Source organism: Aminobacter sp. J41 (genome assembly GCF_000526635.1).
Lineage (GTDB): Bacteria > Pseudomonadota > Alphaproteobacteria > Rhizobiales > Rhizobiaceae > Aerobium.
Window position 1 is genome coordinate 47,885 of the sequence record NZ_JAGL01000012.1, and the last position, 23,847, is coordinate 71,731.

A 23,847-nucleotide genomic window follows, 5' to 3' on the forward strand; every position below is an offset into this window, starting at 1 on the left:
GAACGATGCGGAGTACGTCTCATGGCGGCAGGTAACGGCCTGATGGCAGGAAAGCGCGGCCTCATCATGGGGGTCGCCAACAACAGGTCGATCGCTTGGGGTATCGCCAAGGCGCTGACCGAGCAGGGCGCGGAACTCGCTCTTACCTACCAGGGCGAAGCATTCCGCAAGCGGGTTGAGCCGCTCGCCGCCGAACTCGGCGCCTATATTGCCGGCGATTGCGATGTCACGGTCGAGGAAAGCATCGACGCTGTCTTCGACAACCTCGAGAAGAAGTGGGGCAAGATCGACTTCCTGGTCCACGCCATCGCCTTCTCGGACAAGGACGAGCTCGATGGCCGGTACGTCGACACCACACGTGCGAACTTCCAGCGCACCATGGATATCTCCATCTACTCGTTTACCGCGGTCGCCCAGCGCGCGGAGAAGCTCATGCCGGATGGCGGCTCGCTGCTGACGCTGACCTACTACGGCGCCGAGAAGGTGATGCCGCACTACAACGTGATGGGTGTCGCCAAGGCGGGCCTGGAGGCGAGCGTGCGCTATCTCTCGGTCGACCTCGGCGGCAAGGGCATTCGCGTCAACGCGATCTCGGCCGGCCCGATCAAGACGCTGGCGGCCTCGGGCATCGGCGACTTCCGCTACATCCTGAAGTGGAACGAGTACAACGCGCCGCTGAAGAAGACCGTCTCGATCGAGGAAGTCGGCAGTTCGGCGCTGTACCTGCTGTCCGACCTTTCGAAGGGCGTGACCGGCGAAATCCATCACGTCGATGCCGGCTACCATGTCGTCGGCATGAAGGCGGTCGACGCACCGGATATTTCCACCGTCAAGGAATGACCCCTCCAGCGATCTTCTTCGTCAGGCACGGGCAGACAGACTGGAATGCCGAAGGCCGCCTGCAGGGGCAGGCCGACACGCCGCTCAACGAAACCGGCCGCGAACAGGCGGCCGGCAACGGCAGGAAGCTGCTTCAGCTGGTCAAGGACCCGGCGGCGATCGACTTCGTCGCCAGCCCGCTGTCGCGTACCCGCGAGACGATGGAAATCCTGCGCGCCGCAATGGGCCTCGACCCGAAGGCCTATCGCACCGAGCCCCGCCTCGTCGAACTCCACTTCGGCGACTGGCAGGGCCACACCTACGACGAGCTGGAGCTGGTCGATCCCGGCTGCTCGGCACGCCGGGACGCTGACAAGTGGCACTTCGTGCCACCCGGTGAGGCGGCGGAAAGCTATGAGATGCTTTCCGCGCGCATCCGCTCATGGTTCCAGGAAGTCAGCCGCGACACGATCTGCGTCACCCATGGTGGCGTGATCCGCTCGATCTTCCGCCTTACGCGCCAGCATTCAATCGAGGAATGCGCCGCGCTCCCAATCCCGCAGGACAAGGTGCTCCGCTACGAGAACGGCCGCCTCGACTGGTTGTGATGCCTATTCGTAGGTAACGAGGTCGGTGACGGTCTTCTGGCCGTTGATGGTGTCGTAGGCGAGGACGACCTCTGTGCCCACCTCAAGCGCCTCGACGTCAAACTCGCCCGAGAGCTTGTAGGTGTTGCCGTTGTCAAGCGTGATCGTCAGATTCTCGACATCGATGCGCGCGATCTTGCCTTCGTCGTCAGCGGCATGGGCGATCCCGCCCGCAAATGCCATCCCCGTGGCAAAAAGGGCAGCCAAAACCGTGCCTCTAAGGGTTCGCATGGGCGATCTTCCTCATGATTTCCAACGCCGCGCCGGCATGTTGGCGCAGCGGCTCTACTAACGGAAGCAGAAACATTGCGAGTGTGTCAAAAATTTTGCGCGGCCAAGGCGATACCTTGGTTCACGCGAGTTTGACGCTCACGGAAAACGCCAATAGAAGCGTCTGCGAAAACATCCGCGGATCCTCCCATGTCGCATAATACATTCGGTCACCTCTTCCGCGTTACCACGTGGGGCGAAAGCCACGGTCCGGCGCTCGGATGCGTCGTTGATGGCTGCCCGCCCGGCATCCGGTTCAAGCTTGCGGACATCCAGGCCGAACTCGACCGCCGCCGCCCGGGCCAGTCCCGGTTCGTCACGCAGCGGCGCGAGCCTGACGAGGTGAAGATCCTTTCCGGCGTCCTTGAGGACGGCGACGAACTCGTCACCACCGGTACGCCCGTTTCGATGATGATCGAGAACGTTGACCAGCGCTCCAAGGACTATGGTGAGATCGCTCGCCAGTACCGTCCCGGCCACGCCGACTATGCCTATGACGTCAAGTACGGCATCCGCGACTATCGCGGCGGTGGTCGCTCGTCGGCGCGCGAGACCGCGGCGCGAGTCGCCGCCGGTGCGCTGGCACGCAAGGTCGTGCCGGGCCTCGTCGTGCGCGGCGCGCTGGTCGGCATGGGTACCAGGGAGATCAACCGCGCCAACTGGAACTGGAACTTCGTCGAGGACCCGGAGAACCCGTTCTTCACGCCCGACCCCGAGTCGGTCGCGGTCTTCACCGAATATCTCGACGGCATCCGCAAGGACGGTTCCTCCGTGGGCGCGCTGATCGAGATCGTTGCGGAAGGCGTTCCGGCGGGGCTCGGTGCACCGGTCTACGCCAAGCTCGATCAGGACATCGCCTCCAACCTCATGTCGATCAACGCCGTGAAGGGCGTCGAGATCGGCGACGGTTTCGAGACCGCGCGCATGACCGGCGAACAGAACGCCGACGAGATGCGCATGGGCAATGACGGCAAGCCCGTCTTCCTGTCCAACCACTCGGGCGGCATTCTCGGCGGCATTTCCACTGGCCAGCCGATCGTCGCGCGCTTTGCGGTCAAGCCGACTTCCTCGATCCTGACGCCGCGCCGTTCGGTCGACAAGGACGGCAATGACGTCGACGTCCGCACCAAGGGACGTCACGACCCCTGCGTCGGCATCCGCGCGGTGCCGATCGGAGAAGCGATGGTAGCCTGCGCGATTGCGGACCACTATCTGAGACACCGCGGCCAGACCGGCCGCATCGCCTGACACCTTTTGAAACGGACTTCGCCAGATGGCATACGACCAGAAGAAGATTGTCGAGGCGCTGCGCGCCTTTGAACGTGGTGAGATCGTCGTCGTGATGGACGACGATGGTCGTGAGAACGAAGGTGACCTGATCGTTGCCGCCGTTCACTGCACCCCCGAGAAAATGGCGTTCATCGTCCGTCACACGTCGGGCATCGTCTGCGCGCCGATGACGCGCGAGGATGCGCGCAGGTTGAACTTGCAGCCGATGGTGGCTGAGAACGACGCGCCGCACTCGACCGCCTTCACCATCTCGGTCGACTTCAAGCACGGCACCACGACCGGCATTTCGGCGGAAGACCGCACGCTGACGGTGCGCAACCTCGCCAACGGCAATGTCGGCCCGTCGGACTTCGTCCGTCCCGGCCACGTCTTCCCGTTGGTTGCCCGCGAGGGCGGCGTGCTGATGCGCTCGGGCCATACCGAGGCGGCCGTCGACCTCTGCAAGCTCGCCGGCCTGCCGCCGGTCGGCGTCATCTGCGAGCTCGTCAATGACGACGGCACCGTGATGCGCGGCCCGCAGGTCCAGGCCTTCGCCGAGAAGAACGGCCTCAAGCAGGTGTCGGTCGCCGACCTCATCGCCTACCGCCAGCGCCAGGAAACGCTGATCGAGCGCATCGCGACTTTCCCGATCGAGACGACCGCAGGTCCGGCAAAGGCCTACACCTACCGTCTGCCGTGGGATGCGATGCAGCACTTCGCTGTTGTCTTCGGTGACATTCGCGATGGCGTCGACGTGCCGGTGCGCCTGCATGCCGAGGACGTCGTTGCCGACGTGTTCGGTCCCAAGAGCCGCCTCGACGGCGTGATGAAGCGGATGGCCGAGGCGCAGCGCGGCGTGATCGTCTACCTGCGCGAGGGCTCGGTCGGCGTCGGCCAGGGCGCTGCCCGCAACCGCCCGGTGGTCGGCGACGAGGCCCACGAAGAGGCTCTGCGCCGCGAGAGCGAGTGGCGCGAGATCGGGCTGGGCGCGCAGATCCTGCGGGACCTAGGCATTTCGTCGATCCAGCTCTTTGCTTCGCGCGAGAAGCACTATGTCGGCCTTGAAGGTTTCGGCATTGAGATCAGCTCGACCGAAATACTCTGACGCGCGACTACTTCACGCGACTCAATCGCTGATACTATAGTGCGGCCCCAATACCTGTGAGGGGAGGGGCTGCACTCATGTGGGACTTCGATATCGGCCGCACGCTTGGCATCATGGCCCGCACCTGGCCGTTCATTGCGCTGCGGCTGCTCGCCTACTTCGGCATTACTGTCGGTTACGTCTTCGCGATCGGAGTAGGCGCGGGCGTAGGCTACGGCGTCGGCCACATCTCCGACGAGCCTGGCGCGTTCGCGCTCTGGGGCGGCATCTTCGGCTTCGGCCTCGTCTCGATGATCGTCTACTGGATCCGCGAATACATCCTCTACGTCGTCAAGGCAGGCCACATTGCGGTCATGGTCCACCTGATCGACGGGCGCGCGGTGCCTGATGGCCAGAACCAGATCGACTACGCCCGCAAGGTCGTCACCGCCCGCTTTGCGGAGGCGAACATCCTGTTTGTGGTCGACCAGCTGGTGAAGGGAGCCATCGGGGTCATTACCGGCCTGATCGGCGGCGTTGCCTCGTTCCTGCCGGGTCTGCAGGGCATTGCCCAGTTTGTGAACACGGTGATCCGCATCTCGCTGACCTATGTCGATGAGATCATCCTCGGCTACAACGTGCGCATCGACAGCCGCACCCCGTTCGACAGTGCGCGCCAGGGTGTCGTCCTCTACGCGCAGAACGCGAAGACCATGGTGAGAAACGCCGTCTGGCTTTCGATCTTCATGTGGCTGCTCGCCTTCGTGGTGTTCCTCGTCATGCTCGCGCCTGCAGGTGCCATCCTCTACCTGATGCCCGGGCAGCTCGCCGGCTGGTCGTTCGTGCTCGCGCTGATCTTTGCCTGGGCGATCAAGGCGGCGCTGATCGAGCCGTTCGCGATCGCGGCGCTGCTGCAGGTCTATTTCCGAACCATCGAGGGGCAGGCGCCCAATCCGGAATGGGACCGCAAGCTCAGCGAGGTCTCCAGCCACTTCCGCGAATTGAAGGACAGGGCGCTTGGCGTTCCGGCCTGAGCGAACAGCAAATTGAGAGGGTTTGGGACAAGGGCGTGGTCAAACGCCGCACCTCGACCTATACCGATAGCATGACCACGCGCCTCTACACGCATCCCATCTATCTCGAGCACCTGACGCCGGCCGGACACCCGGAGCGGCCGGACCGGCTGCGCGCCATCGGCAAGCTGCTCGACGAGCCCGAGTTCGAGGATCTCGACCGCAAGGAATCGCCGCAGGCCGATGCGGGGGCGATCCTGTTCGCGCATCCGGAAGAGTACTACGACAAGATCAGGCTGCGCATTCCGCGCGAGGGGATCGTCAGGATCGATTCCGACACCACTGTCAGTCCCAAAAGCTGGCAGGCGGCGCTCACGGCGATCGGTGGCGCGCTGGCGGCGGTGGATGACGTCATCAGCAAGCAGGTCGACAACGTGTTCGTCGCCGCCCGCCCGCCGGGGCACCACGCCGAGAAGGCGACCGCAATGGGCTTCTGCCTGTTCAACAACGCGGGAATCGCGGCGCGCCATGCCCAGCGCGTTCACGGCCTCGAGCGCGTGGCGATCGTCGACTGGGACGTCCACCACGGTAATGGCACCCAGGACATTTTTTGGGACGACCCGTCGGTCATGTACTGCTCGACGCACCAGATGCCGCTGTTTCCAGGCACCGGCGCCAAGACCGAGACCGGCACCGGCGACAACATCGTCAACGCGCCGCTTTCGGCCGGCGACGATGGCGAGGTTTTCAAGGAAGCGTTCCGTAGCCGCATCCTGCCGGCGATCGACCGGTTTCAGCCGGACCTGATCATCATCTCCGCCGGTTTCGACGCGCACCATCGCGACCCGCTGGCGGAACTCAACCTTGTCGAAGACGATTTTGACTGGGCGACCGCCGAGTTGATGGGGAAAGCCGATCGCTGGGCGAACGGGCGGCTGGTCAGCCTGCTGGAAGGCGGCTACGACCTGCATGGGCTGGCGTTTTCGACCGCCGCCCACGTGCGACGCCTGATGAAGGGATAGGACATGAACGAGACCGCCAACAACGACGACATTGCCGCAATGAGCTTCGAGCAGGCGCTTGCTGCTTTGGAGCGGATCGTTGACGATCTCGAGCGCGGCGACGTGCCGCTCGACCAGTCGATCCGCATCTATGAGCGTGGCGAGGCGCTGAAGGCGCATTGCGAGAAGCTGCTGAAGGTCGCCGAGGACAAGGTCGAGAAGATCCGCCTGTCCCGCGAGGGCAAGCCCGTCGGCACGGAGCCGCTCGACGGCGAATAAAGCGGGGCGCGTTGACGCTCCCGCCTCATCGACTTACCCTTGGCGGCTGTTCGCCACGGAGGTCGCCATGACCACCACCGTCAACATGCATGATGCCAAGGCGCAGCTTGCAAAGCTGATCGAGGCCCTTGAAAACGGCGCCGAAAGCGAAATCGGGATCGCCCGCGACGGCAGGCCGGCAGTGAAGCTGGTGCCGGTCGGCGAGGCGGCGAAGCGGGAGCGAGAATTGGCGTTCCTTGCGGGCAAATACCCGCTGATCGATCTCGATCCCTCCCTGTTCATGGACGCGGATATTGCGTCCATGTTCCTCGGCGAGGGCAAGTGAGGTTTCTTCGCGGTCCTCATTTCGCCGCCCGGAAAAAATTCGTCCCGCTGCTGACGCGGCAGTAACCTGGAGGAGATGCGATGAGCTTCTTTCCCGGAAATGACCCGCAGCCTGGCGATGTGCTCGCCTGCGATGCCATCGAGACGCTGATCATCCCGAACGCGAAGGACCTCGCCGGTTTCGAGGTGCGCCGGGCGCTGCCGACGGCGCGACGCAAGCTCGTCGGTCCGTTCATCTTCTTCGACCGCATGGGCCCCGCTATCCTGCGGCCCGGGCGGATGATCGATGTGCGGCCGCATCCGCATATCGGCCTCTCCACCGTGACCTATCTTCTGGACGGCAAGATCCGCCACCGCGATTCGCTCGGCACCGAAATGGTGATCGAGCCGGGCGACGTGAACCTGATGACGGCGGGGCGCGGCATCGTCCATTCCGAACGCTCGCCGGAAGAACTGCGGGGCAATCCGATGTCGATGTCTGGCCTGCAGACCTGGCTGGCGCTGCCGGACGGGCAGGAAGAGATCGACCCGATGTTCCAGAACACGGGGCGCGGCGAGCTGCCGGAAATCGACGCCGAGGGCATCTCCGGCCGCGTCATCATCGGCTCGTTTCATGGCTGGAAGTCGCCGGTGCGCACGGCCTCCGAAACGCTCTATGTCGAGCTTCGCCTTGCGCCCGGCGCGCGGCTGCAAATCCCGGCCGATGCCGAGGAACGCGCCATCTACATCCTCGACGGCGAGGTCGACGTGCTCACCGACCGCTTCCCGGCAGACCGGCTGCTCGCCTTTCGCCCCGGCGACGAGATCGTCGTCTCGACGGAGCGCGGGGCGCATCTGATGTTGTTCGGCGGCGACTCGCTCGGCTCGCAGCGCTACATCTGGTGGAACTTCGTCTCCTCCTCGAAGGAGCGCATCGAGCAGGCCAAGGAGGAATGGCGAACCGGGCGTTTCGACATCGTCCCAGGCGACGAACACGAATTCATCCCCTTGCCGCAGTACTGACTCAGGCCTTTGCACGGCAGCGCGCATTTACTTTCTTGGCCCGAAAGCCTATTTCCCCCTCAAACCAACAGGAACGGTCGAAAAAGCCCGTGTCGCCAGCCCCCAGCACGCCACTCCTCGATAAGGTCCGGATTCCGGCTGACCTTCGCGCCTTGCCCGAAACCGATCTCCCGCAGCTCGCCACCGAGTTGCGCACGGAGCTGATCGACGCGGTATCGCAGACCGGCGGGCATCTCGGCGCGGGGCTGGGCGTCGTCGAGCTGACGGTCGCGTTGCACTACGTCTTCAACACGCCGGACGACAAGGTGATCTGGGACGTCGGCCACCAGGCCTATCCGCACAAGATCATCACCGGCCGCCGCGATCGTATCCGCACGCTGCGCCAGGAAGGCGGCCTGTCGGGCTTCACCAAGCGCGACGAGAGCGAGTACGACCCGTTCGGCGCGGCGCATTCCTCGACCTCGATTTCGGCTGGCCTTGGCATGGCGGTCGGCCGCGACCTCAAGGGCGGCACCAACAATGTGATCGCCGTCATCGGCGATGGCGCGATGTCGGCCGGCATGGCGTATGAGGCGATGAACAATGCCGGCGCGCTCGATGCGCGGCTGATCGTCATCCTCAACGATAACGACATGTCGATCGCCCCGCCGAGCGGCGCGATGAGCCACTATCTGGCGCGCCTTGCCTCGGGCAAGACATACCAGGGCATCCGCGACTTCGGAAAGAAGCTGACTTCTTATCTCGGCAAGCGCATGGACCGCGCCGTCACGCGCGCCGTCGAGCACGCCCGCGGCTATGTGACCGGCGGCACGCTGTTCGAGGAGATGGGCTTCTTCCACATCGGCCCCATCGACGGCCACAATCTCGAGCATCTCGTTCCGGTGCTGCGCAACGTACGAGACCACATCACCGGTCCGGTGCTGATCCACGTCGTCACGCAGAAGGGCAAGGGCTACGCACCCGCCGAAGCTGCGGCGGACAAATACCACGGCGTCAACAAGTTCGACGTCATCAGCGGCGCGCAGGCCAAGGCGCCCGCCAATGCGCCGGCCTACACCAAGGTGTTCGCCGAAAGCCTGATCCAGGAAGCGAAGCTCGACGACCGCATCGTCGCGATTACGGCGGCCATGCCGAGCGGCACCGGCCTCGACCTGTTCGGCGAAGCATTTCCGACCCGCACCTTCGACGTCGGTATTGCCGAGCAGCATGCGGTAACCTTTGCGGCTGGCCTTGCGACGGAAGGGCTGAAGCCGTTCACCGCGATCTACTCGACCTTCCTGCAGCGCGCCTATGACCAGGTGGTTCACGACGTCGCGATCCAGAAGCTGCCGGTGCGCTTCCCGATCGACCGCGCCGGCTATGTCGGCGCTGATGGCCCGACCCACTGCGGCGCGTTCGACATCACGTACCTTGCCTCGCTGCCGAACTTCGTGGTGATGGCCGCTGCCGACGAGGCAGAGCTGCGCCATATGGTGCGCACCGCGGCCGACTATGACGAGGGTCCGATCTCGTTCCGCTATCCGCGCGGCAATGGCGTCGGCGTCGAGATGCCGGAACGTGGAAAATTCCTCGAGATCGGCAAGGGCCGCATCGTCAAGGAAGGCACCAAGATCGCGCTGTTGTCGCTCGGCACGCGCCTCGCCGACTGCCTTGCGGCAGCCGAGGAACTTGATGCGGCAGGCCTTTCGACCACAGTCGCGGACGCGCGCTTTGCCAAGCCGCTCGACGTTGACCTCCTGCGCCGTCTTGCGCGCGAACACGAGGTGCTGATCACCGTCGAGGAAGGTTCGATCGGCGGCTTCGGCAGCCACGTGCTGCACCAGCTGGCGCATGACGGCCTGCTCGACAACGGGCTCAAGGTGCGCCCGCTCGTCCTGCCGGACGAGTTCACCGACCACGGCAAGCCGGAGAAGATGTACGCTCGCGCAGGGCTTGATGCTGCCGGGATCGTCCGCACCGTCTTCACGGCGCTCGGCCGCTCGACCAGCGCGGCATCTGCCTGAGCGGCGGAGCGGGCGTGAGCTTGCCCACCTCCACCGAGAAGCTGCGGCTGGACGAACTGCTCGTCCGGCGCGGCTTTTTTGCCAGCCGCTCGCGGGCGAGGGACGCGGTGGCGCGCGGGGCGGTTTCGGTCGGCGGCAAGGTGGTCTCGAAGCCGGGACAGCCGACGCCGGAAGATGCAGACATCGTGGTTGATGACCCGGCGCGCGGCTATGTCTCGCGCGCGGCGCTGAAGCTGATTGCCGGGCTCGATGCGTTTGGCTTCGATCCGGCGGGGATGGTCGCCATCGACATCGGCGCCTCGACCGGCGGGTTCACGCAGGTGTTGCTTGAGCGCGGCGCTTCCCACGTCTACGCGGTCGACGTCGGTCATGGCCAGATCGATCCGGGGCTGGCAAGCGATCCGCGGGTGACAAACCTCGAGAAGCTGAACGCACGGGAGCTTTCCGCCCATCACATCGACGGTGCGGCGCCGAATTTCGTCGTCTCGGATGTGAGCTTCATTTCGCTGAAGCTGGCGCTGCCGCCTGCACTTGCACTTGCGGCCCCGGGCGCACGCTGCGTGCTGCTGGTGAAGCCGCAGTTCGAGGCAGGCCGCGAGGCGATCGGCAAGGGCGGCATTTTGCGCGATCCGGCACTCGGGCCGAAGATCGCCGAAGATCTTTCCGCCTGGCTGGGCACCCAGCCCGGCTGGCGCAGCATTGGAACTGCTCCGTCCCCCATCGAAGGCGGCGACGGCAACATGGAATTCCTGCTTGGCGGGATAAAGGACAGATGAGCAGCATAGTCACGATCTCGCGCCTCGGCGCACAGGCCGACGGCATCGCCGAGACCGAAGGCGGGCAGGTCTTCGTGCCCTTCACGCTGCCCGGAGAGAAGGTGAACATCGCCGTCGGCGGCAAGCGCGCCGACATCGTCGCGCTGCTGGAGACCTCGCCGCAGCGTGTTGCCCCGCCATGCCGGCATTTCGGCGATTGCGGCGGCTGCGCGATCCAGCACCTCGAGCACGGCGCCTATCGCGATTGGAAGCGGCAGATCCTGGTCGATGCGCTGCGCGCCCGCGGCATCGAGACGGAAGTCGACTCGATGGTCGATTGTCCGCCGCATTCGCGCCGCCGCGCGGCACTCACCGCCCGCAAGACCGAAAAGGGCCTGCTCCTCGGCTTCAACGCCGCCCTGTCGCACCGCATCGTCGACATGGAAGAATGCCCGGTGATGCTGCCGTCGATCGTCGAAAAGCTCGACGTGCTGCGCCAGCTTGGGCTGCTCGTCGCGCAGACGAAGGATCCGTTCCGCTTCGGCGTGACGCAGACGGCCTCAGGCCTGGACGTCGCGGCGCAGGACAGCGGCAGGCTCGAAGGCCCGGCGCGGCAGGCGGCGATCGAGTTCTGCCTCGCCAACGGCATTGCGCGCCTGTCGGTCGATGGCGAGATCATCGTCGAGCCGAAGAAGCCGATGGTGATGGTCGATGACATCGCCGTCATTCCGCCCCCCGGCGCGTTTCTGCAGGCGGTCGAGAGCGCCGAGCAGGTGATGGCCGGGCTCGTGACCGAACACTTGAGGAAGGCCAAGCGCGTCGCCGACCTCTTTGCCGGCATTGGCACCTTCGCGCTGCGCCTTGCGCGTCAGAGCGAGGTGCATGCGGTGGAGGGCGACGCGCCGGCGCTCGCCGCGCTCGACCGCGCCTTCCGCTTCGGGACGGGCCTGAAGCGCGTGACGATCGAGAAGCGCGACCTGTTCCGCCGCCCGCTGACCTTCAAGGAACTTGATTTTGGTTTCGACGGCCTTGTTTTCGACCCGCCGCGCGCGGGCGCCGAGGATCAGGCGAAGCAGATCGCACGCTCGAATGTGCAGCGTGTGGCGGCGGTGTCGTGCAATCCAACGACGCTCGCGCGCGACCTGCGGATTCTCATCGACGGCGGCTATACGCTGAAGCGCGTGGTGCCGGTCGACCAGTTCCTCTGGTCGCCGCATCTGGAAACCGTCGCTCTGCTCGAGAAGCCGAAGAAGCGGAAGTAGGCGAGCGGGACGCTTGTCTCGCCCCCTCCGGCGCTTCGCGCCACCTCCCCCGCTTCGCAGGGGAGGATCCTCGTGCAGTGTCGGTCCGGCGTAGCACGCAACCGGAGATGCTCCGGCATGGACCCTCGGGTCAAGCCCGAGGGTGACGATGTGGGGATGTGGTCGGCCAGATGGGGTCGTCGCGCCCTCGGGATCGTCGCGCGCTCGGCCACCTACTCGTTCCAAAGCCCTGAACTCAAGGGTCTCGCCAAGGTGTTATGGTGCTGGATGAATGCAACCCGATCTCGCAGACACCACTTCTTAGCTAAGGCTTCGCCAATGCCTAGAAAACCGGGCGCAGGGTGCGGGTGACCTCAGCGACAGTCGTGGAAGTTTGAGCTCAACATCTCAATCTTCGTCACCCTCGGCTTGACCCGAGGGTCCATGCCTGAACGCTAAAAGCGGCAGAGCCGTCGCGGGTTATAAGGTCATCCCCGAGCGACGAGGTTGCATAGTTGAAGCATCGGCGGAACGGTTCAATGCGTCGACGCTCTAAACCCGTAAACCCTTAGGATTCTACGTCCCTATCCCCTTAGCACCTTCTCCACATACTCCGGCACGATGTCCGTCGCCTTGCCGTGGATGGTTTCGTGGAAGGCGGAGGCGTTTTCGGACGGTTCGAGGTTGAGCATCACGGTATGCGCGCCGTTGAGGCTGGCTTCCTCGACGAAGTCGGCGGCCGGATAGACCGCGCCGGAGGTGCCGATGGCGATGAAGAGGTCGGCCGTCGCCAGCGCCTGATAGATCTTGTCCATGTGGTAGGGCATCTCGCCGAACCAGACGATGTCCGGCCGCAGGCGCCCCGGCGACTCGCAGGACGGACAGCGAGAGTCGATCGTCATGTCGCCGAGCCACGGGCTGCGCGCGCCGCGGGAGCGGCACAGCGCCGAACGCAGCTGGCCGTGCATGTGGATGAGGTTCTTCGTGCCGGCAGTCTCGTGCAGGTCGTCGACGTTCTGGGTGATGATCGTCACCGATCCGGAAAATTCACGCTCGAGGCGGGCGAGCGCATAGTGCGCCTCGTTGGGTTTCACCTCATGCAACTGGCGCCGCCGCGCATTGTAGAAGTCGTAGACGCGGGCAGGGTGGCGGGCAAAGGCATCGGGCGTGGCATAATCGCGCCAGTCGAACTTCGACCAGATACCGTGGGCGTCGCGGAAGCTGGCGATCCCGGATTCCACCGAAATGCCCGCGCCGGTGAGGATGACGATCGAATTCACGGGTCTGCCTTGAACCGAACAGATGTTGAGCTCATATTGAGCACGTGAGTGCCAAAACGCGCAAGGATTTTGTCATGGCAGACGCTGTCCTCGACATTCAGGCTTCGAAGTTCGGCGAGAAGGGATCGCCGTTCCTGTCGCCGCGCCGTGTTGCAGAGCTTCTTGGCGTTACGATGACCGAGCTCGCCGGCCTGATCGGGGTGGCCCGCAACACCTTGGCGGCCAAGACAGGCGCGCGCAAGGTTGATGCCGCCCTGAGCCCGGTGGTGCGCGTGCTGGCCATGGCCTCCGAAATGGCGGGTGGCGAGGAACGCGCAGCGATCTGGTTCAAGCACCAGCCGATACCGGGCTGGGCCGGCAAGACGGCTTACGATCTGGTTCAGGAAGGCAAGGCGGACAAGGTGCTCGCCTATCTCGAGGCAGTGCGCTCCGGCGTCTATGCCTGAGAAGCAGGACGAACCGGTCGACCTCTGGCGTGCCTACGTGCCGCAATGGGCGCATGCTCCTCTGTCCGGAGACGGCGCGGCGCGGTTCGGCGGCAGGTGGAACCCGGTAGGTGCCCCCACCATCTACGCCGCGCGCGAACTGTCGACGGCCTGGGCCGAGTACAACCAGGGTTTCGTCCAGCATCCGGCGCTCATCGCCAGGCTGATCCTCACTGGAGCAAGGCTGGCGGATTTCACCAACGGTGATGTGCTGGCGTCATTCGGCGTGGATAAGACGATCCACGCCTGCGAATGGCGCGCCGATCTGGACGAGGGAAGGCGGCCGGCAACGCACCGGCTGCGCGAGGAGCTGCTGAAACAGGGCTTCGACGGCCTGATCTATCCGTCGTTCATGTCGCCGGGCGGAACCTGTGTCGCGCTGTGGCGCTGGAATCGCGGGGAGGGGCCGCGGCTCGAGGTGATCGATCCGGAAGGCAGGCTGCCGAAGACGCCTGCCTCCTGGCTCTGAGGCGGCCGCGTCAGGTGCGGGTGCCGCCGATCGTCATCGCGTTCATGCGCAGGTGCGGCTGGCCGACGCCGACCGGCACGCCCTGACCGGCCTTGCCGCACATGCCGATGCCATTGTCGAGCTTCATGTCATTGCCGATCATGGTGATGCGGTGCATCGCATCCGGTCCGTTGCCAATAAGCATCGCGCCCTTGATCGGCTGGGTCACCTTGCCGTTTTCGATCATGTAGGCCTCGGTGCAGCCGAACACGAACTTGCCGCTGGTGATGTCCACCTGGCCGCCGCCGAACGAAACGGCGTAGATCCCGTTCTTGACCGAGGAGATGATCTCCTCCGGCGTGTGGGAGCCTGCGGTCATGTAGGTGTTGGTCATGCGCGGCATCGGCGCGTGCGCGTAGGATTCGCGGCGGCCGTTGCCAGTTGGCTTCATGCCCATCAGCCGCGCGTTCTGCCGGTCCTGCATATAGCCGACGAGCTTGCCGTCCTCGATGAGGACGGTGCGGTTGGTCGGCGTGCCTTCGTCGTCGATGGTAAGCGAGCCGCGGCGTTCGGTGATGGTGCCGTCGTCAACGACGGTGACGCCCTTGGCGGCAACCTGCTGGCCCATCAGCCCGGCAAAGGCCGATGTTTTCTTCCGGTTGAAGTCGCCCTCAAGGCCGTGGCCGACCGCCTCGTGCAGCATGACGCCCGGCCAGCCGGAAGAAAGAACGATGTCGAAGGTGCCGGCGGGTGCCGGGACCGCCTCGAGGTTGACGAGTGCCTGGCGCAGCGCTTCCTCGCAGGCATGCTGCCAGGAGCCTTCGGCAAGGAACTCACCAAAACCCTTGCGGCCGCCCATGCCGTAGGAGCCGGTCTCCTGCCGGTCGCCTTCACCCACGACGACCGAGACGTTGAAGCGAACCAGCGGGCGGATGTCGCGCGCAACGCGGCCATCGGCGCGCAGGATTTCGACGTGCTGCCAGGAGGCGGCCACCGAGGCCGTCACCTGCCGCACGCGCGGGTCCTTGTTGCGCAGGTAAGCGTCGACCTCCTGCAGGAGCTTCGCCTTGTCGGCAAAGCCTGGCTCGGCGATCGGGTTCTCTTCGCCGTAGAGTTTCACGTTGGTGCCCGACGGCGCTTCGGCGAGCGTGCCGGAATACCCGGCCTTCACGGCCGAGACGGCGGACGAGGCGCGAAGCAGTGCCGCCTGCGACAGCTCGCCCGCATGCGCGTAGCCCGCAGCTTCGCCGGCAACGGCGCGCAGGCCGAAACCCTGCTCGGTGTTGAAGTTGGCCGTCTTCAGGCGGCCGTTGTCGAAGACAAGCGCCTCGCCCTCGCGGTATTCGACGAAGAGCTCGCCGTCGTCCGCGCCGGCGACCGTCTCCGCCACGATGCGGCGCAACGTCTCTTCGGACACATCGAACTGTTCGAGAAGTCTGGCTGTCACCGCATCGCTCCGAAATCTGAATGGCGTTGGCGAGTCATATAGTCGCCCGCAAGGCAAGTTGCACCTTGCGATTGGCCGTCAGAGCGTTTCGGCGGCGTTAAGCCCGATCAGGGGAGAGCGGCAAAACCCGCGGAAAAACCTTCGAGGTCGACCGGGATGCCGACGCCTTCCTCAGGCGTCTGGAAGACGATGAAGGTGGCCGACTTGCCGGACTTGAGAGTGCCGAGCAGCGGCTCCTCCAGAATCACCTCGGCGTAGCAGCCGTCCTGGAAGCAGCGGACGAAGTAGGCGCGGCCGATGTCCTTGCCGTCGACATTGAGGCCGAGGCCGTTGGGCAGAAGCACGCCGAGCGGCGCGAGCACGCGGAGAATCTCGGCGCTCTTGTCGGCAGTGCGCAGCACGACGACCGAGAGGCCCACTTCCGGGCGATCCTCGGCGACGACGTTCTGCATCAATGCGCACTGTTCGCTGGTGGCACCGCCGGGGGTGTCGCAGATGATCGACCAGCTGCCGTGAGTCGAGCGGACGACGCCTTGCTGCTGCTTCTGCTGGGCTGCGGCCGGCAATGCCAGCAGTGCCGCGCAGGCGGCTGCGGCAGAGATCTGCACGAACTTACGAAGCGACATCCAACCAATCCCGACTTTGCGAATCACGCCAATTTAGCGTGCCCGCGCCTGTGCGCAACAAGCCTGCACGCCATGCGCGACGAATGGTCTCCAATTTGGTATGAGTTGAGCGAAATCAAGGCGGGACTGAAAAACTTCGCCCTGCGCGCGCAAAAATGCCGCACATATCCACCGACGCCTTCCTTGCGGTAGATATGAGAGTGTGTTTGAAGTCACGATGATCGCCGCGCGCCTTACACGAGGAGCGAGCTGGCGCCTTAAGATTTCGTCGAGAGGATCGACTGGGAGATGAAGAGGGTGACTAAGAGAATCATTGCGGGACTGGGCGCATTTTCGCCGGTCCTGGCGGCGACGGCTGCATTTGCAGGCCAGCCGACTGCGTGGCAGCTGAACTTCCAGGAACCTGCAACGCGAATCATGGAAGAGATCATCTGGTTTGAACGCTACACGCTGGCGTTCATCGTGCCGGTGACTCTCTTGGTTCTGGCGTTGCTGCTTTGGTGCCTGATTCGTTACCGCGAGAGCGTCAACAAGACGCCGTCGCGCACCAGCCACAATACTCTGATCGAGGTGATCTGGACGGTCGGCCCGGTCATTGCCCTCATTTTCATTGCTGTTCCCTCGTTCCAGTTGCTCACCGCGCAGTACACGCCGGAAGAGGAGCCTGGCCTCACGGTCAAGGCGACCGGCGTCCAGTGGTACTGGGACTATGAGTACCAGGACGAAGAGCCTCTCACCTTCTCGTCGTTCCGCCTCGTGGACGAAGATCGCGAGGCAACGGGCAAGCAGGACACTGCGCGCTACCCGCGTCTGCTGGCCGTCGACAATGACCTTGTCGTTCCGGTCAACACGACCGTTCGCGTCCTCGTGACCGGCGGCGATGTGATTCACGCCTTCGCGGTTCCGTCTTTCGGCATCAAGGTCGACGCCGTGCCGGGCCGTATCAACGAAACCTGGTTCAAGGCAGAGCGCGAGGGCATTTTCTACGGCCAGTGCTCGGAGCTGTGTGGCAAGGATCATGCCTTCATGCCGATCGCGGTCCGCGTCGTGAGCCAGGAGCAGTACGACATCTGGCGCGCCGCTGCGCAGAACGATCTTGGCGAAGCGAACAAAGCGCTGCTGGCCGCAGTTGATGGCAAGCAGCTCAACGTCGCCAACGCAGGCAACTGAGTTGGCGCAGAATAACAAGATACGGAGCGGGAATATGGCAGGCGCTGCGGCCCATGGAGCCCACGACGACCACAAGCCGACTGGCTGGACGCGTTGGGTCTATTCTACAAACCACAAGGACATCGGGACGCTCTATCTGATCTTCGCGATCTTTTCGGGTCTCCTCGGTTTCTTCCTTTCCGTGATGATGCGCTGGGAGCTGGCTGAGCCCGGCATCCAGATCTTCCACGGCCTTGCCTCGATGGTCTACGGCCTCGAGGGTGATGCCGCGATCGATGGCGGCAAGGAGATGTTCAACGTCTTCACCACCTATCACGCCCTGATCATGATCTTCTTCATGGTCATGCCGGCGCTGATCGGCGGCTTCGCCAACTGGATGATCCCGATCATGATCGGTGCTCCGGACATGGCGTTCCCGCGTCTGAACAACATCTCGTTCTGGCTGCTGCCGCCCGCGCTGCTGCTGCTGATCATCTCGTTCTTCATGCCGGGTTCGGCTGGTAGTTATGGTGCCGGTACTGGCTGGACGATGTATCCGCCGCTGTCGACGATGGGCTCGCCTGGGCCGGCTGGTGACTTCGCGATCTTCTCGCTGCACGTTGCTGGTGTCTCGTCGATCCTCGGCGCCATCAACTTCATCACCACGATCTTCAACATGCGTGCGCCGGGCATGACCCTGCACAAGATGCCGCTGTTTGCCTGGTCTGTGCTGGTGACGGCATTCCTGCTGCTGCTGACGCTGCCAGTTCTCGCTGGTGCGATCACCATGCTGCTGACCGACCGCAACTTCGGCACTGCCTTCTTCACGCCGGAATTCGGCGGTGACCCGATCCTGTACCAGCACCTGTTCTGGTTCTTCGGTCACCCGGAGGTGTACATCCTGATCCTGCCGGGCTTCGGCATCGTCAGCCACATCGTCTCGACCTTCTCGCGCAAGCCGATTTTCGGCTACCTGGGCATGGCCTACGCCATGGTCGCGATCGGGGTCGTCGGCTTCGTCGTGTGGGCGCACCACATGTACACCACCGGCATTTCGCTCAATGCACAGCGCTACTTCGTGTTCGCCACGATGGTGATCGCCATCCCGACGGGCATCAAGGTGTTCTCGTGGATCGCGACCATGTGGGGCGGCTCGCTCTCCATGCGCGCTCCGATGCTGTGGTCGATCGGCTTCATCTTCCTGTTCACGGTTGGTGGCATGACCGGCGTTCAGCTCGCGAATGCAGGCCTCGACCGCTCGCTGCATGACACCTACTATGTGGTTGCGCACTTCCACTACGTGCTGTCGCTGGGCGCCGTGTTCGCGATCTTCGCTGCCTGGTACTACTGGTTCCCGAAGATGTTCGGCTACATGTACTCGCCGCTGATCGCGCGCACCCACTTCTGGGTCACCTTCATCGGCGTAAACCTGATCTTCTTCCCGCAGCACTTCCTGGGTCTGGCCGGCATGCCGCGCCGCTACATCGACTACCCGGATGCATACGCTGGCTGGAACATGATCTCGTCTTGGGGTTCGTACATCGCGGGCATCGGCGTCCTGATCTTCCTCTACGGCGTGTTCGAGGCCTTCTCGAAGAAGCGCGAGGCTGGCGCCAATCCGTGGGGTGAGGGTGCAACGACCCTCGAGTGGCAGCTTTCGTCGCCGCCGCCGTACCACCAGTGGGAGCAGCTGCCGAAGATCAAGTGATCGCCGGTAACTGACCAAAAGAATCCGGATCGCCGGCTCCGGCCGGCGATCCAACCAGAATAAGAAATAACAAGTGGAACACGTGAGTAATGTCCCTCGTGGAAAAGCAAAGTTTCGATGACGTCGCGCTTCGTGTGTCAGAGGCACACGCGAGCGATTACATCGCGCTTCTGAAGCCACGGGTGATGTCGCTCGTCGTCTTCACGGCATTCGTCGGACTCGTCACTGCGCAGGCCCCGATCAATCCGTTCATCGCCTGCTTCGCCATCATTGCTATCGCAGTCGGTGCGGGTGCGTCCGGCGCACTCAATATGTGGTACGACGCCGACATCGACGCCGTCATGTCGCGCACCCACAAGCGGCCGGTGCCGGCGGGGCGCGTGCTGCCGGGCGAAGCACTTGTCTTCGGCCTGGTGCTTTCCGGTTTCTCCGTGCTTGCGCTCGGTCTGATCGCCAACTGGCTGGCCGCCGGGCTGCTCGCCTTCACGATCTTCTTCTACGCTGTGATCTACACGATGTGGCTGAAGCGCTGGACGCCTCAGAACATCGTCATCGGTGGCGCCGCGGGCGCGTTCCCGCCCATGGTGGGCTGGGCAGCTGCGACCGGCGACATCAGCCTCTACAGCGTTCTCCAGTTCATGATCATTTTCCTGTGGACCCCGCCGCATTTCTGGGCGCTCGCGCTGTTCAAGTCGGGAGACTATGAGCGCGCCGGCGTTCCGATGATGCCCAATGTGGCAGGCGAGGCGTCCACTAAGCGGCAGATCTTCGCCTACGCCGTCCTGGTTGCCATCACTGGCGTCTTGCCCACGTTGGCGGGCTATGCCGGCTATTCCTACGGTATCCTGGCTGCGGCTCTCGGTGCCGGCTTTGTCTGGTACTCCTGGAAGGTCCTGCTGATGCCGGAGAGCGACCGCGGCATGAAGCCCGCCAAGGCGCTGTTCGGGTATTCGCTGCTGTATCTCTTTGCCATCTTCACGGCGTTGCTTGCCGACAGCATCCTCGCAGATTTCGGAGTTGCATGGTGACTGCCGTGGGTAATGACCGCATCGAGTTGACCGACAAGCAGAAGAAGGCGCGCCGCAACCGTTCGGTCGCGCTGGGCGTGGCGCTCGCCGCCTTCGTCGTGGTGGTCTACATCGTCACCATCGTGAAGATGGGTCCGAACGTCTTCAGTCGGCCTTTTTAGGAAGATCGGGATGAGCGACGCACAGCCACCTGTCAGCGACAACGTCCAGCGGTCCAACCGCCGGCTGGCCCTCGTCTGTGTCGGGTTCTTTGCCGGCATGATCGGCATGGCCTACGCGGCAGTCCCGCTCTACGACATGTTCTGCCGCGTGACCGGTTATGGTGGCACGACGCAGCGCACCAACCAGTATTCGGATGTCATTCTCGACAAGGAGATCAAAGTCCGCTTCGACGCCAACGTGTCGGGCGGGCTTGGCTGGGAGTTCACGCCGAAGCAGCGCGAAGTGACGCTAAGGATTGGCGAGACTGTCCAGGTAGCCTACGAGGCCACGAACATTACGTCTAAGCCGCTCGCAGGGCGCGCCACCTTCAACGTATCGCCGCCGCTGTCCGGCGCCTACTTCATGAAGATGGAATGCTTCTGTTTCACGGACACGACACTGCAGCCGGGAGAGACTATGGAGATGCCGGTTGTGTTCTACGTTGACCCGGAAATAGTCAACGTCAAGGAACTGAAGAACCTTACCACATTGACGCTGTCCTATACCTTCTTCCCGATAAACGGGGAGAAGTCGGAGGTTTCATCGGCAGCGTCGATCAAGAGCAAAACTGACGCCGATACCAGTTTCGGGGGATGACATGGCAGAAGCACACGCAAAACAACACGACTATCACATCATCGACCCCAGTCCCTGGCCGTTCCTGGCGGGCGTATCCGTCTTCACCATGGCGGTGGGCGGCGTCTCGTGGATGCAGTACCTGAAGGGTAACGTCGATTACACCTTCCTCGGTATCCCGCTTGCGACGCCGTGGCTGTTCTTCGTTGGTCTCGCCGGTGTGCTCTATGTGATGTACGCTTGGTGGGCTGACACCATCCGCGAGGCACACGAAGGGCACCACACCCGCGTGGTCTCCCTGCACCTTCGCTACGGCATGATCATGTTCATCGCGTCCGAAGTGATGTTCTTCGTGGCGTGGTTCTGGGCTTTCTTCGACGCGAGCCTCTTCCCGAATGAGGCAGCGCAGGTTGCCCGCGTCGAGTACACCGGTGGCCAGTGGCCGCCGAAGGGTCTGGAGATCATCGACGCCTTCCACCTGCCGCTCTACAACACCATCATTCTGCTGCTGTCCGGCACGACGCTGACCTGGGCGCACCATGCGCTGCTCGAGAACGACCGCCGCGGTCTTGTCTGGGGCCTGGTCATCACGGTCCTGCTCGGCATCCTGTTCACCGGCGTGCAGGCCTACGAGTACATGGTTGCCCCGTTCGACTTCACCAACTCGATCTACGGCGCGACCTTCTTCATGGCGACCGGCTTCCACGGCTTCCACGTGATTGTCGGAACCCTCTTCCTGCTCGTCTGCCTGCTGCGCGCCATGGCAGGCCACTTCACGCCGAAGCAGCATTTCGGCCTCGAGGCAGCCGCCTGGTACTGGCACTTCGTTGACGTGGTGTGGCTGTTCCTCTTCGCCGCGATCTACGTCTGGGGTTCGTGGGGCGCACCGATCGCGCATCACTGATCCCGCGGTGATTAGACAATGAAAGGCGGTCGCGTGGCGCGGCCGCCTTTTTTCTATCGCCTGGCTATGCAAAGAACCGCGCAATGAGTGAACATCACCATCACGACGAAGCTCTCTGGCCGCCGGTCGACCCGATCAAGGCCGGTCTTTCCGGCCACTGCCCGTGCTGCGGGCAGGGACGCCTGTTCAAGGGTTTTCTGTCGGTCGGCGAGCGCTGTGGCGTGTGCCGCCTCGATTACTCCTTTGCCGATTCTGGCGACGGTCCGGTCGTCTTCGTCATTCTGTTGATTGGCTTCCTGGTCTGCGGCCTCGCCCTGTGGCTGGAGGTCTCCTACAACCCGCCGCTCTGGTTGCACTTCGTGTTGTGGGTACCGATGATCCTTATCCTCGGCCTGATGGCGCTCAGGATGCTGAAGGGCCTGCTGATCGTCCTGCAGTACCGCAACAAGGCCGCGGAAGGCCGCCTCGGAGACCGGCAATGACCCAGGCCGGCACTGCCCGCGGCGGCTGGGGTCTGGGGCAGGTCGTATTCCTGGCCGCGGCGCTGGTCGCGCTGGCGATCCTGCTGGGCCTCGGCACCTGGCAGGTGCAGCGCCTGGGCTGGAAGGAGAACCTGATCGCGACGATCGAGCAGCGCGTCGCCTCGGAGCCGCGCCCGCTTGCGGAGATCGAGCAGTTGCTCGGGTCGGAAGGCGATGTCGACTACTGGCCGGTTACGGTGGAAGGCACCTTCCGTCACGAAGGCGAGCGCCATTTCTTCGCGACCCACGAGGGCAAGTCGGGCTACTACGTCTACACGCCGCTCGAATTGCAGGACGGCCGCCTGCTGTTCATCAATCGCGGCTTCGTCCCCTTCGACCTGAAGGATGCCTCGAAGCGCCAGGACGGCCAGGTGGAGGGCGTCATGCGCATCACCGGTCTTGCGCGCAACGAGCTCGACGGCAAGCCGTCGATGATGGTGCCCGACAACGACCTGGCGAAGAACGTCTTCTACTGGAAGGACCTGCAGGCTATGGCGGGGACTTCGGGTGTCGGCCAGCCGGATAACTATCTCCGCTTTTTCGTCGATGCCGACGATACGCCTAACCCGGGCGGGCTGCCGGTCGGCGGGGTGACGATGATCAGCCTGCCGAACAGCCATCTTGAGTACGCGCTCACCTGGTACAGCCTTGCCGCGGTGCTGGTGGGGGTCCTTGCTGTATGGCTGGTGCGCCAGCGCAAAACTTGACATCGCGGGCCGGCAGACGCCATCTGCCTTCCGTGAACAGGCACGATTTGGACATGTCGATGAAAACTCCGTTGACCATCAGGCTCTGCAACCCGCGCGGCTTCTGCGCCGGCGTGGATCGGGCCATCCAGATCGTGGTGCTTGCGCTGAAGAAATACGGCGCGCCGGTCTATGTCCGCCACGAGATCGTCCACAACAAGTATGTGGTCGAGGGGCTGGAAGCCAAGGGCGCGATCTTCGTCGAGGAACTCGACGAGATCCCGGCGGAACATCATTCGCAGCCGGTGGTGTTTTCCGCCCATGGCGTGCCGAAGTCGGTGCCGGCGGATGCCGAGCAGCGCAACTTGTTCTATCTCGACGCGACCTGCCCGCTGGTGTCGAAGGTGCACAAGCAGGCGATGCGCCATGAGCGCCAGGGCCGCCATGTGCTGCTGATTGGCCATGCGGGCCACCCCGAAGTTATCGGCACGATGGGTCAGCTGCCGGAAGGCTCGGTGACGCTTGTCGAGACCGAGGCTGACGCTATGGCCATCCAGCCGAACGATCCGGACGCGCTCGGCTTCGTCACCCAGACGACACTGTCGGTGGACGACACCGACGGCATTATCCGTGTGCTGAAGCAGCGCTTCCCGAACATCCAGGCGCCGGCGGCCGAATCGATCTGCTATGCGACCACGAACCGGCAGGAAGCAGTGAAGTACGCGGCACCCGGCACCGACCTCTTCCTCGTCGTCGGTGCGCCGAACTCGTCGAACTCCAAGCGCCTCGTTGAGGTCGCCGAGCGGGCTGGCGCCAAGCGCAGCATGCTGGTGCAGCGGGCCGATGAAATCCCGTGGGGCGAGATCGGCGACATTTCCGTTCTCGGCCTGTCCGCGGGTGCCTCTGCGCCGGAGCTGATCGTCGACGAGATCATCAACGCCTTCCGCGATCGCTTCGAGGTTGCCGTCGAACTGGCTGTTACTGCCGAAGAGACCGAAAACTTCCCCGTCAACCGCGTGTTGCGCGACGTCGAGCTGACGGCCGCCGACATGGCTTTCGTCAACGGAAACGCCTGACCCAC

27 protein-coding genes are annotated in these 23,847 nt (G+C 63.9%); 23 read left to right on the top strand and 4 right to left on the bottom strand.

Annotated elements, in window-relative coordinates:
- Positions 1-21 precede the first annotated feature (21 nt).
- Entirely contained in the window at positions 22-840 is an 819-nt protein-coding gene (gene fabI, locus L630_RS0110405) for an enoyl-ACP reductase FabI (RefSeq protein WP_024848195.1), read from the top strand.
- Positions 837-1,427, top strand: coding sequence for a histidine phosphatase family protein (locus tag L630_RS0110410; protein ID WP_024848196.1), 591 nt, complete (start codon positions 837-839; stop codon positions 1,425-1,427). The genes fabI and L630_RS0110410 overlap by 4 nt, the downstream gene beginning before the upstream one ends.
- 3 nt (positions 1,428-1,430) lie before the next feature.
- Here the strand turns inward: L630_RS0110410 and L630_RS0110415 are convergent, their stop codons facing one another.
- A complete protein-coding gene (locus tag L630_RS0110415; RefSeq protein WP_024848197.1) occupies positions 1,431-1,697 on the bottom strand; it encodes a DUF1344 domain-containing protein in 267 nt (88 codons plus the stop codon).
- A gap of 189 nt (positions 1,698-1,886) precedes the next feature.
- On the opposite strand from L630_RS0110415, the gene aroC reads away from it, so the two are divergent.
- From aroC to L630_RS0110465, 10 genes are all read left to right on the top strand, one after another.
- Positions 1,887-2,984, top strand: coding sequence for a chorismate synthase (gene aroC, locus L630_RS0110420; RefSeq protein ID WP_024848198.1), 1,098 nt, complete (start codon positions 1,887-1,889; stop codon positions 2,982-2,984).
- Between the two features lie 25 nt (positions 2,985-3,009).
- The gene (gene ribB, locus L630_RS0110425) at positions 3,010-4,110 is read left to right on the top strand and encodes a 3,4-dihydroxy-2-butanone-4-phosphate synthase (RefSeq protein ID WP_024848199.1); all 1,101 of its coding nucleotides are present in this window, start codon (positions 3,010-3,012) and stop codon (positions 4,108-4,110) included.
- Positions 4,111-4,187: 77 nt separating this feature from the next.
- Positions 4,188-5,123 (top strand): hypothetical protein, encoded by a 936-nt coding sequence (locus tag L630_RS0110430; protein WP_024848200.1) that lies wholly within the window; start codon positions 4,188-4,190, stop codon positions 5,121-5,123.
- Between the two features lie 71 nt (positions 5,124-5,194).
- Positions 5,195-6,124 (top strand): histone deacetylase family protein, encoded by a 930-nt coding sequence (locus tag L630_RS0110435; RefSeq protein ID WP_024848201.1) that lies wholly within the window; start codon positions 5,195-5,197, stop codon positions 6,122-6,124.
- Positions 6,125-6,127: 3 nt separating this feature from the next.
- Positions 6,128-6,382, top strand: coding sequence for an exodeoxyribonuclease VII small subunit (locus L630_RS0110440; RefSeq protein ID WP_024848202.1), 255 nt, complete (start codon positions 6,128-6,130; stop codon positions 6,380-6,382).
- A 67-nt stretch (positions 6,383-6,449) separates the two neighbouring features.
- Complete coding sequence (locus L630_RS0110445) at positions 6,450-6,707, top strand: type II toxin-antitoxin system Phd/YefM family antitoxin (protein WP_024848203.1); 258 nt, start codon at positions 6,450-6,452, stop codon at positions 6,705-6,707.
- An 80-nt stretch (positions 6,708-6,787) separates the two neighbouring features.
- The gene (locus L630_RS0110450) at positions 6,788-7,708 is read left to right on the top strand and encodes a pirin family protein (RefSeq protein ID WP_024848204.1); all 921 of its coding nucleotides are present in this window, start codon (positions 6,788-6,790) and stop codon (positions 7,706-7,708) included.
- Between the two features lie 89 nt (positions 7,709-7,797).
- Positions 7,798-9,711: a 1-deoxy-D-xylulose-5-phosphate synthase gene (gene dxs / locus L630_RS0110455; protein ID WP_024848205.1), complete on the top strand. Its 1,914-nt coding sequence runs from the start codon at positions 7,798-7,800 to the stop codon at positions 9,709-9,711.
- 14 nt (positions 9,712-9,725) lie between these two features.
- The gene (locus tag L630_RS0110460) at positions 9,726-10,487 is read left to right on the top strand and encodes a TlyA family RNA methyltransferase (RefSeq protein ID WP_024848206.1); all 762 of its coding nucleotides are present in this window, start codon (positions 9,726-9,728) and stop codon (positions 10,485-10,487) included.
- Positions 10,484-11,728 (top strand): class I SAM-dependent RNA methyltransferase, encoded by a 1,245-nt coding sequence (locus tag L630_RS0110465; RefSeq protein WP_024848207.1) that lies wholly within the window; start codon positions 10,484-10,486, stop codon positions 11,726-11,728. Before L630_RS0110460 ends, L630_RS0110465 begins: the two co-directional genes overlap by 4 nt.
- 563 nt (positions 11,729-12,291) lie before the next feature.
- On the opposite strand, the gene L630_RS0110470 is transcribed toward L630_RS0110465, so the two are convergent.
- A complete protein-coding gene (locus L630_RS0110470) occupies positions 12,292-12,987 on the bottom strand; it encodes an NAD-dependent deacylase (RefSeq protein ID WP_024848208.1) in 696 nt (231 codons plus the stop codon).
- A 74-nt stretch (positions 12,988-13,061) separates the two neighbouring features.
- Between L630_RS0110470 and L630_RS0110475 the strand changes: the two genes are divergently transcribed.
- Both L630_RS0110475 and L630_RS0110480 read left to right on the top strand, forming a co-directional pair.
- Positions 13,062-13,433 (top strand): MbcA/ParS/Xre antitoxin family protein, encoded by a 372-nt coding sequence (locus tag L630_RS0110475; protein ID WP_024848209.1) that lies wholly within the window; start codon positions 13,062-13,064, stop codon positions 13,431-13,433.
- Positions 13,426-13,941, top strand: a complete 516-nt coding sequence (locus L630_RS0110480; protein WP_024848210.1) for an RES domain-containing protein — start codon at positions 13,426-13,428, stop codon at positions 13,939-13,941. Before L630_RS0110475 ends, L630_RS0110480 begins: the two co-directional genes overlap by 8 nt.
- Positions 13,942-13,951: 10 nt before the next feature.
- Here L630_RS0110480 and tldD read toward each other — a convergent pair whose 3' ends face one another.
- Both tldD and L630_RS0110490 read right to left on the bottom strand, forming a co-directional pair.
- A complete protein-coding gene (gene tldD, locus L630_RS0110485) occupies positions 13,952-15,367 on the bottom strand; it encodes a metalloprotease TldD (protein WP_024848211.1) in 1,416 nt (471 codons plus the stop codon).
- Positions 15,368-15,474: 107 nt separating this feature from the next.
- On the bottom strand, positions 15,475-15,993 hold the full coding sequence (locus L630_RS0110490; protein ID WP_024848212.1) for an invasion associated locus B family protein: 519 nt from the start codon (positions 15,991-15,993) through the stop codon (positions 15,475-15,477).
- 297 nt (positions 15,994-16,290) lie between these two features.
- Between L630_RS0110490 and coxB the strand changes: the two genes are divergently transcribed.
- From coxB to ispH, 9 genes are all read left to right on the top strand, one after another.
- Positions 16,291-17,163: a cytochrome c oxidase subunit II gene (gene coxB, locus L630_RS0110495; RefSeq protein WP_245263707.1), complete on the top strand. Its 873-nt coding sequence runs from the start codon at positions 16,291-16,293 to the stop codon at positions 17,161-17,163.
- 34 nt (positions 17,164-17,197) lie between these two features.
- Complete coding sequence (ctaD, locus tag L630_RS0110500; protein ID WP_024848214.1) at positions 17,198-18,850, top strand: cytochrome c oxidase subunit I; 1,653 nt, start codon at positions 17,198-17,200, stop codon at positions 18,848-18,850.
- Between the two features lie 89 nt (positions 18,851-18,939).
- On the top strand, positions 18,940-19,878 hold the full coding sequence (locus tag L630_RS0110505) for a heme o synthase (protein WP_024848215.1): 939 nt from the start codon (positions 18,940-18,942) through the stop codon (positions 19,876-19,878).
- On the top strand, positions 19,872-20,039 hold the full coding sequence (locus tag L630_RS23155; protein WP_034329937.1) for a hypothetical protein: 168 nt from the start codon (positions 19,872-19,874) through the stop codon (positions 20,037-20,039). The genes L630_RS0110505 and L630_RS23155 overlap by 7 nt, the downstream gene beginning before the upstream one ends.
- Positions 20,040-20,049: 10 nt before the next feature.
- Complete coding sequence (locus tag L630_RS0110515; RefSeq protein WP_024848216.1) at positions 20,050-20,676, top strand: cytochrome c oxidase assembly protein; 627 nt, start codon at positions 20,050-20,052, stop codon at positions 20,674-20,676.
- A gap of 1 nt (position 20,677) precedes the next feature.
- Positions 20,678-21,559 (top strand): cytochrome c oxidase subunit 3, encoded by an 882-nt coding sequence (locus L630_RS0110520; protein ID WP_024848217.1) that lies wholly within the window; start codon positions 20,678-20,680, stop codon positions 21,557-21,559.
- 83 nt (positions 21,560-21,642) lie between these two features.
- Complete coding sequence (locus L630_RS0110525) at positions 21,643-22,041, top strand: DUF983 domain-containing protein (protein WP_024848218.1); 399 nt, start codon at positions 21,643-21,645, stop codon at positions 22,039-22,041.
- A complete protein-coding gene (locus tag L630_RS0110530; protein WP_024848219.1) occupies positions 22,038-22,787 on the top strand; it encodes an SURF1 family protein in 750 nt (249 codons plus the stop codon). Before L630_RS0110525 ends, L630_RS0110530 begins: the two co-directional genes overlap by 4 nt.
- A gap of 53 nt (positions 22,788-22,840) precedes the next feature.
- Positions 22,841-23,842, top strand: a complete 1,002-nt coding sequence (gene ispH, locus L630_RS0110535) for a 4-hydroxy-3-methylbut-2-enyl diphosphate reductase (protein ID WP_034329940.1) — start codon at positions 22,841-22,843, stop codon at positions 23,840-23,842.
- Positions 23,843-23,847 lie beyond the last annotated feature (5 nt).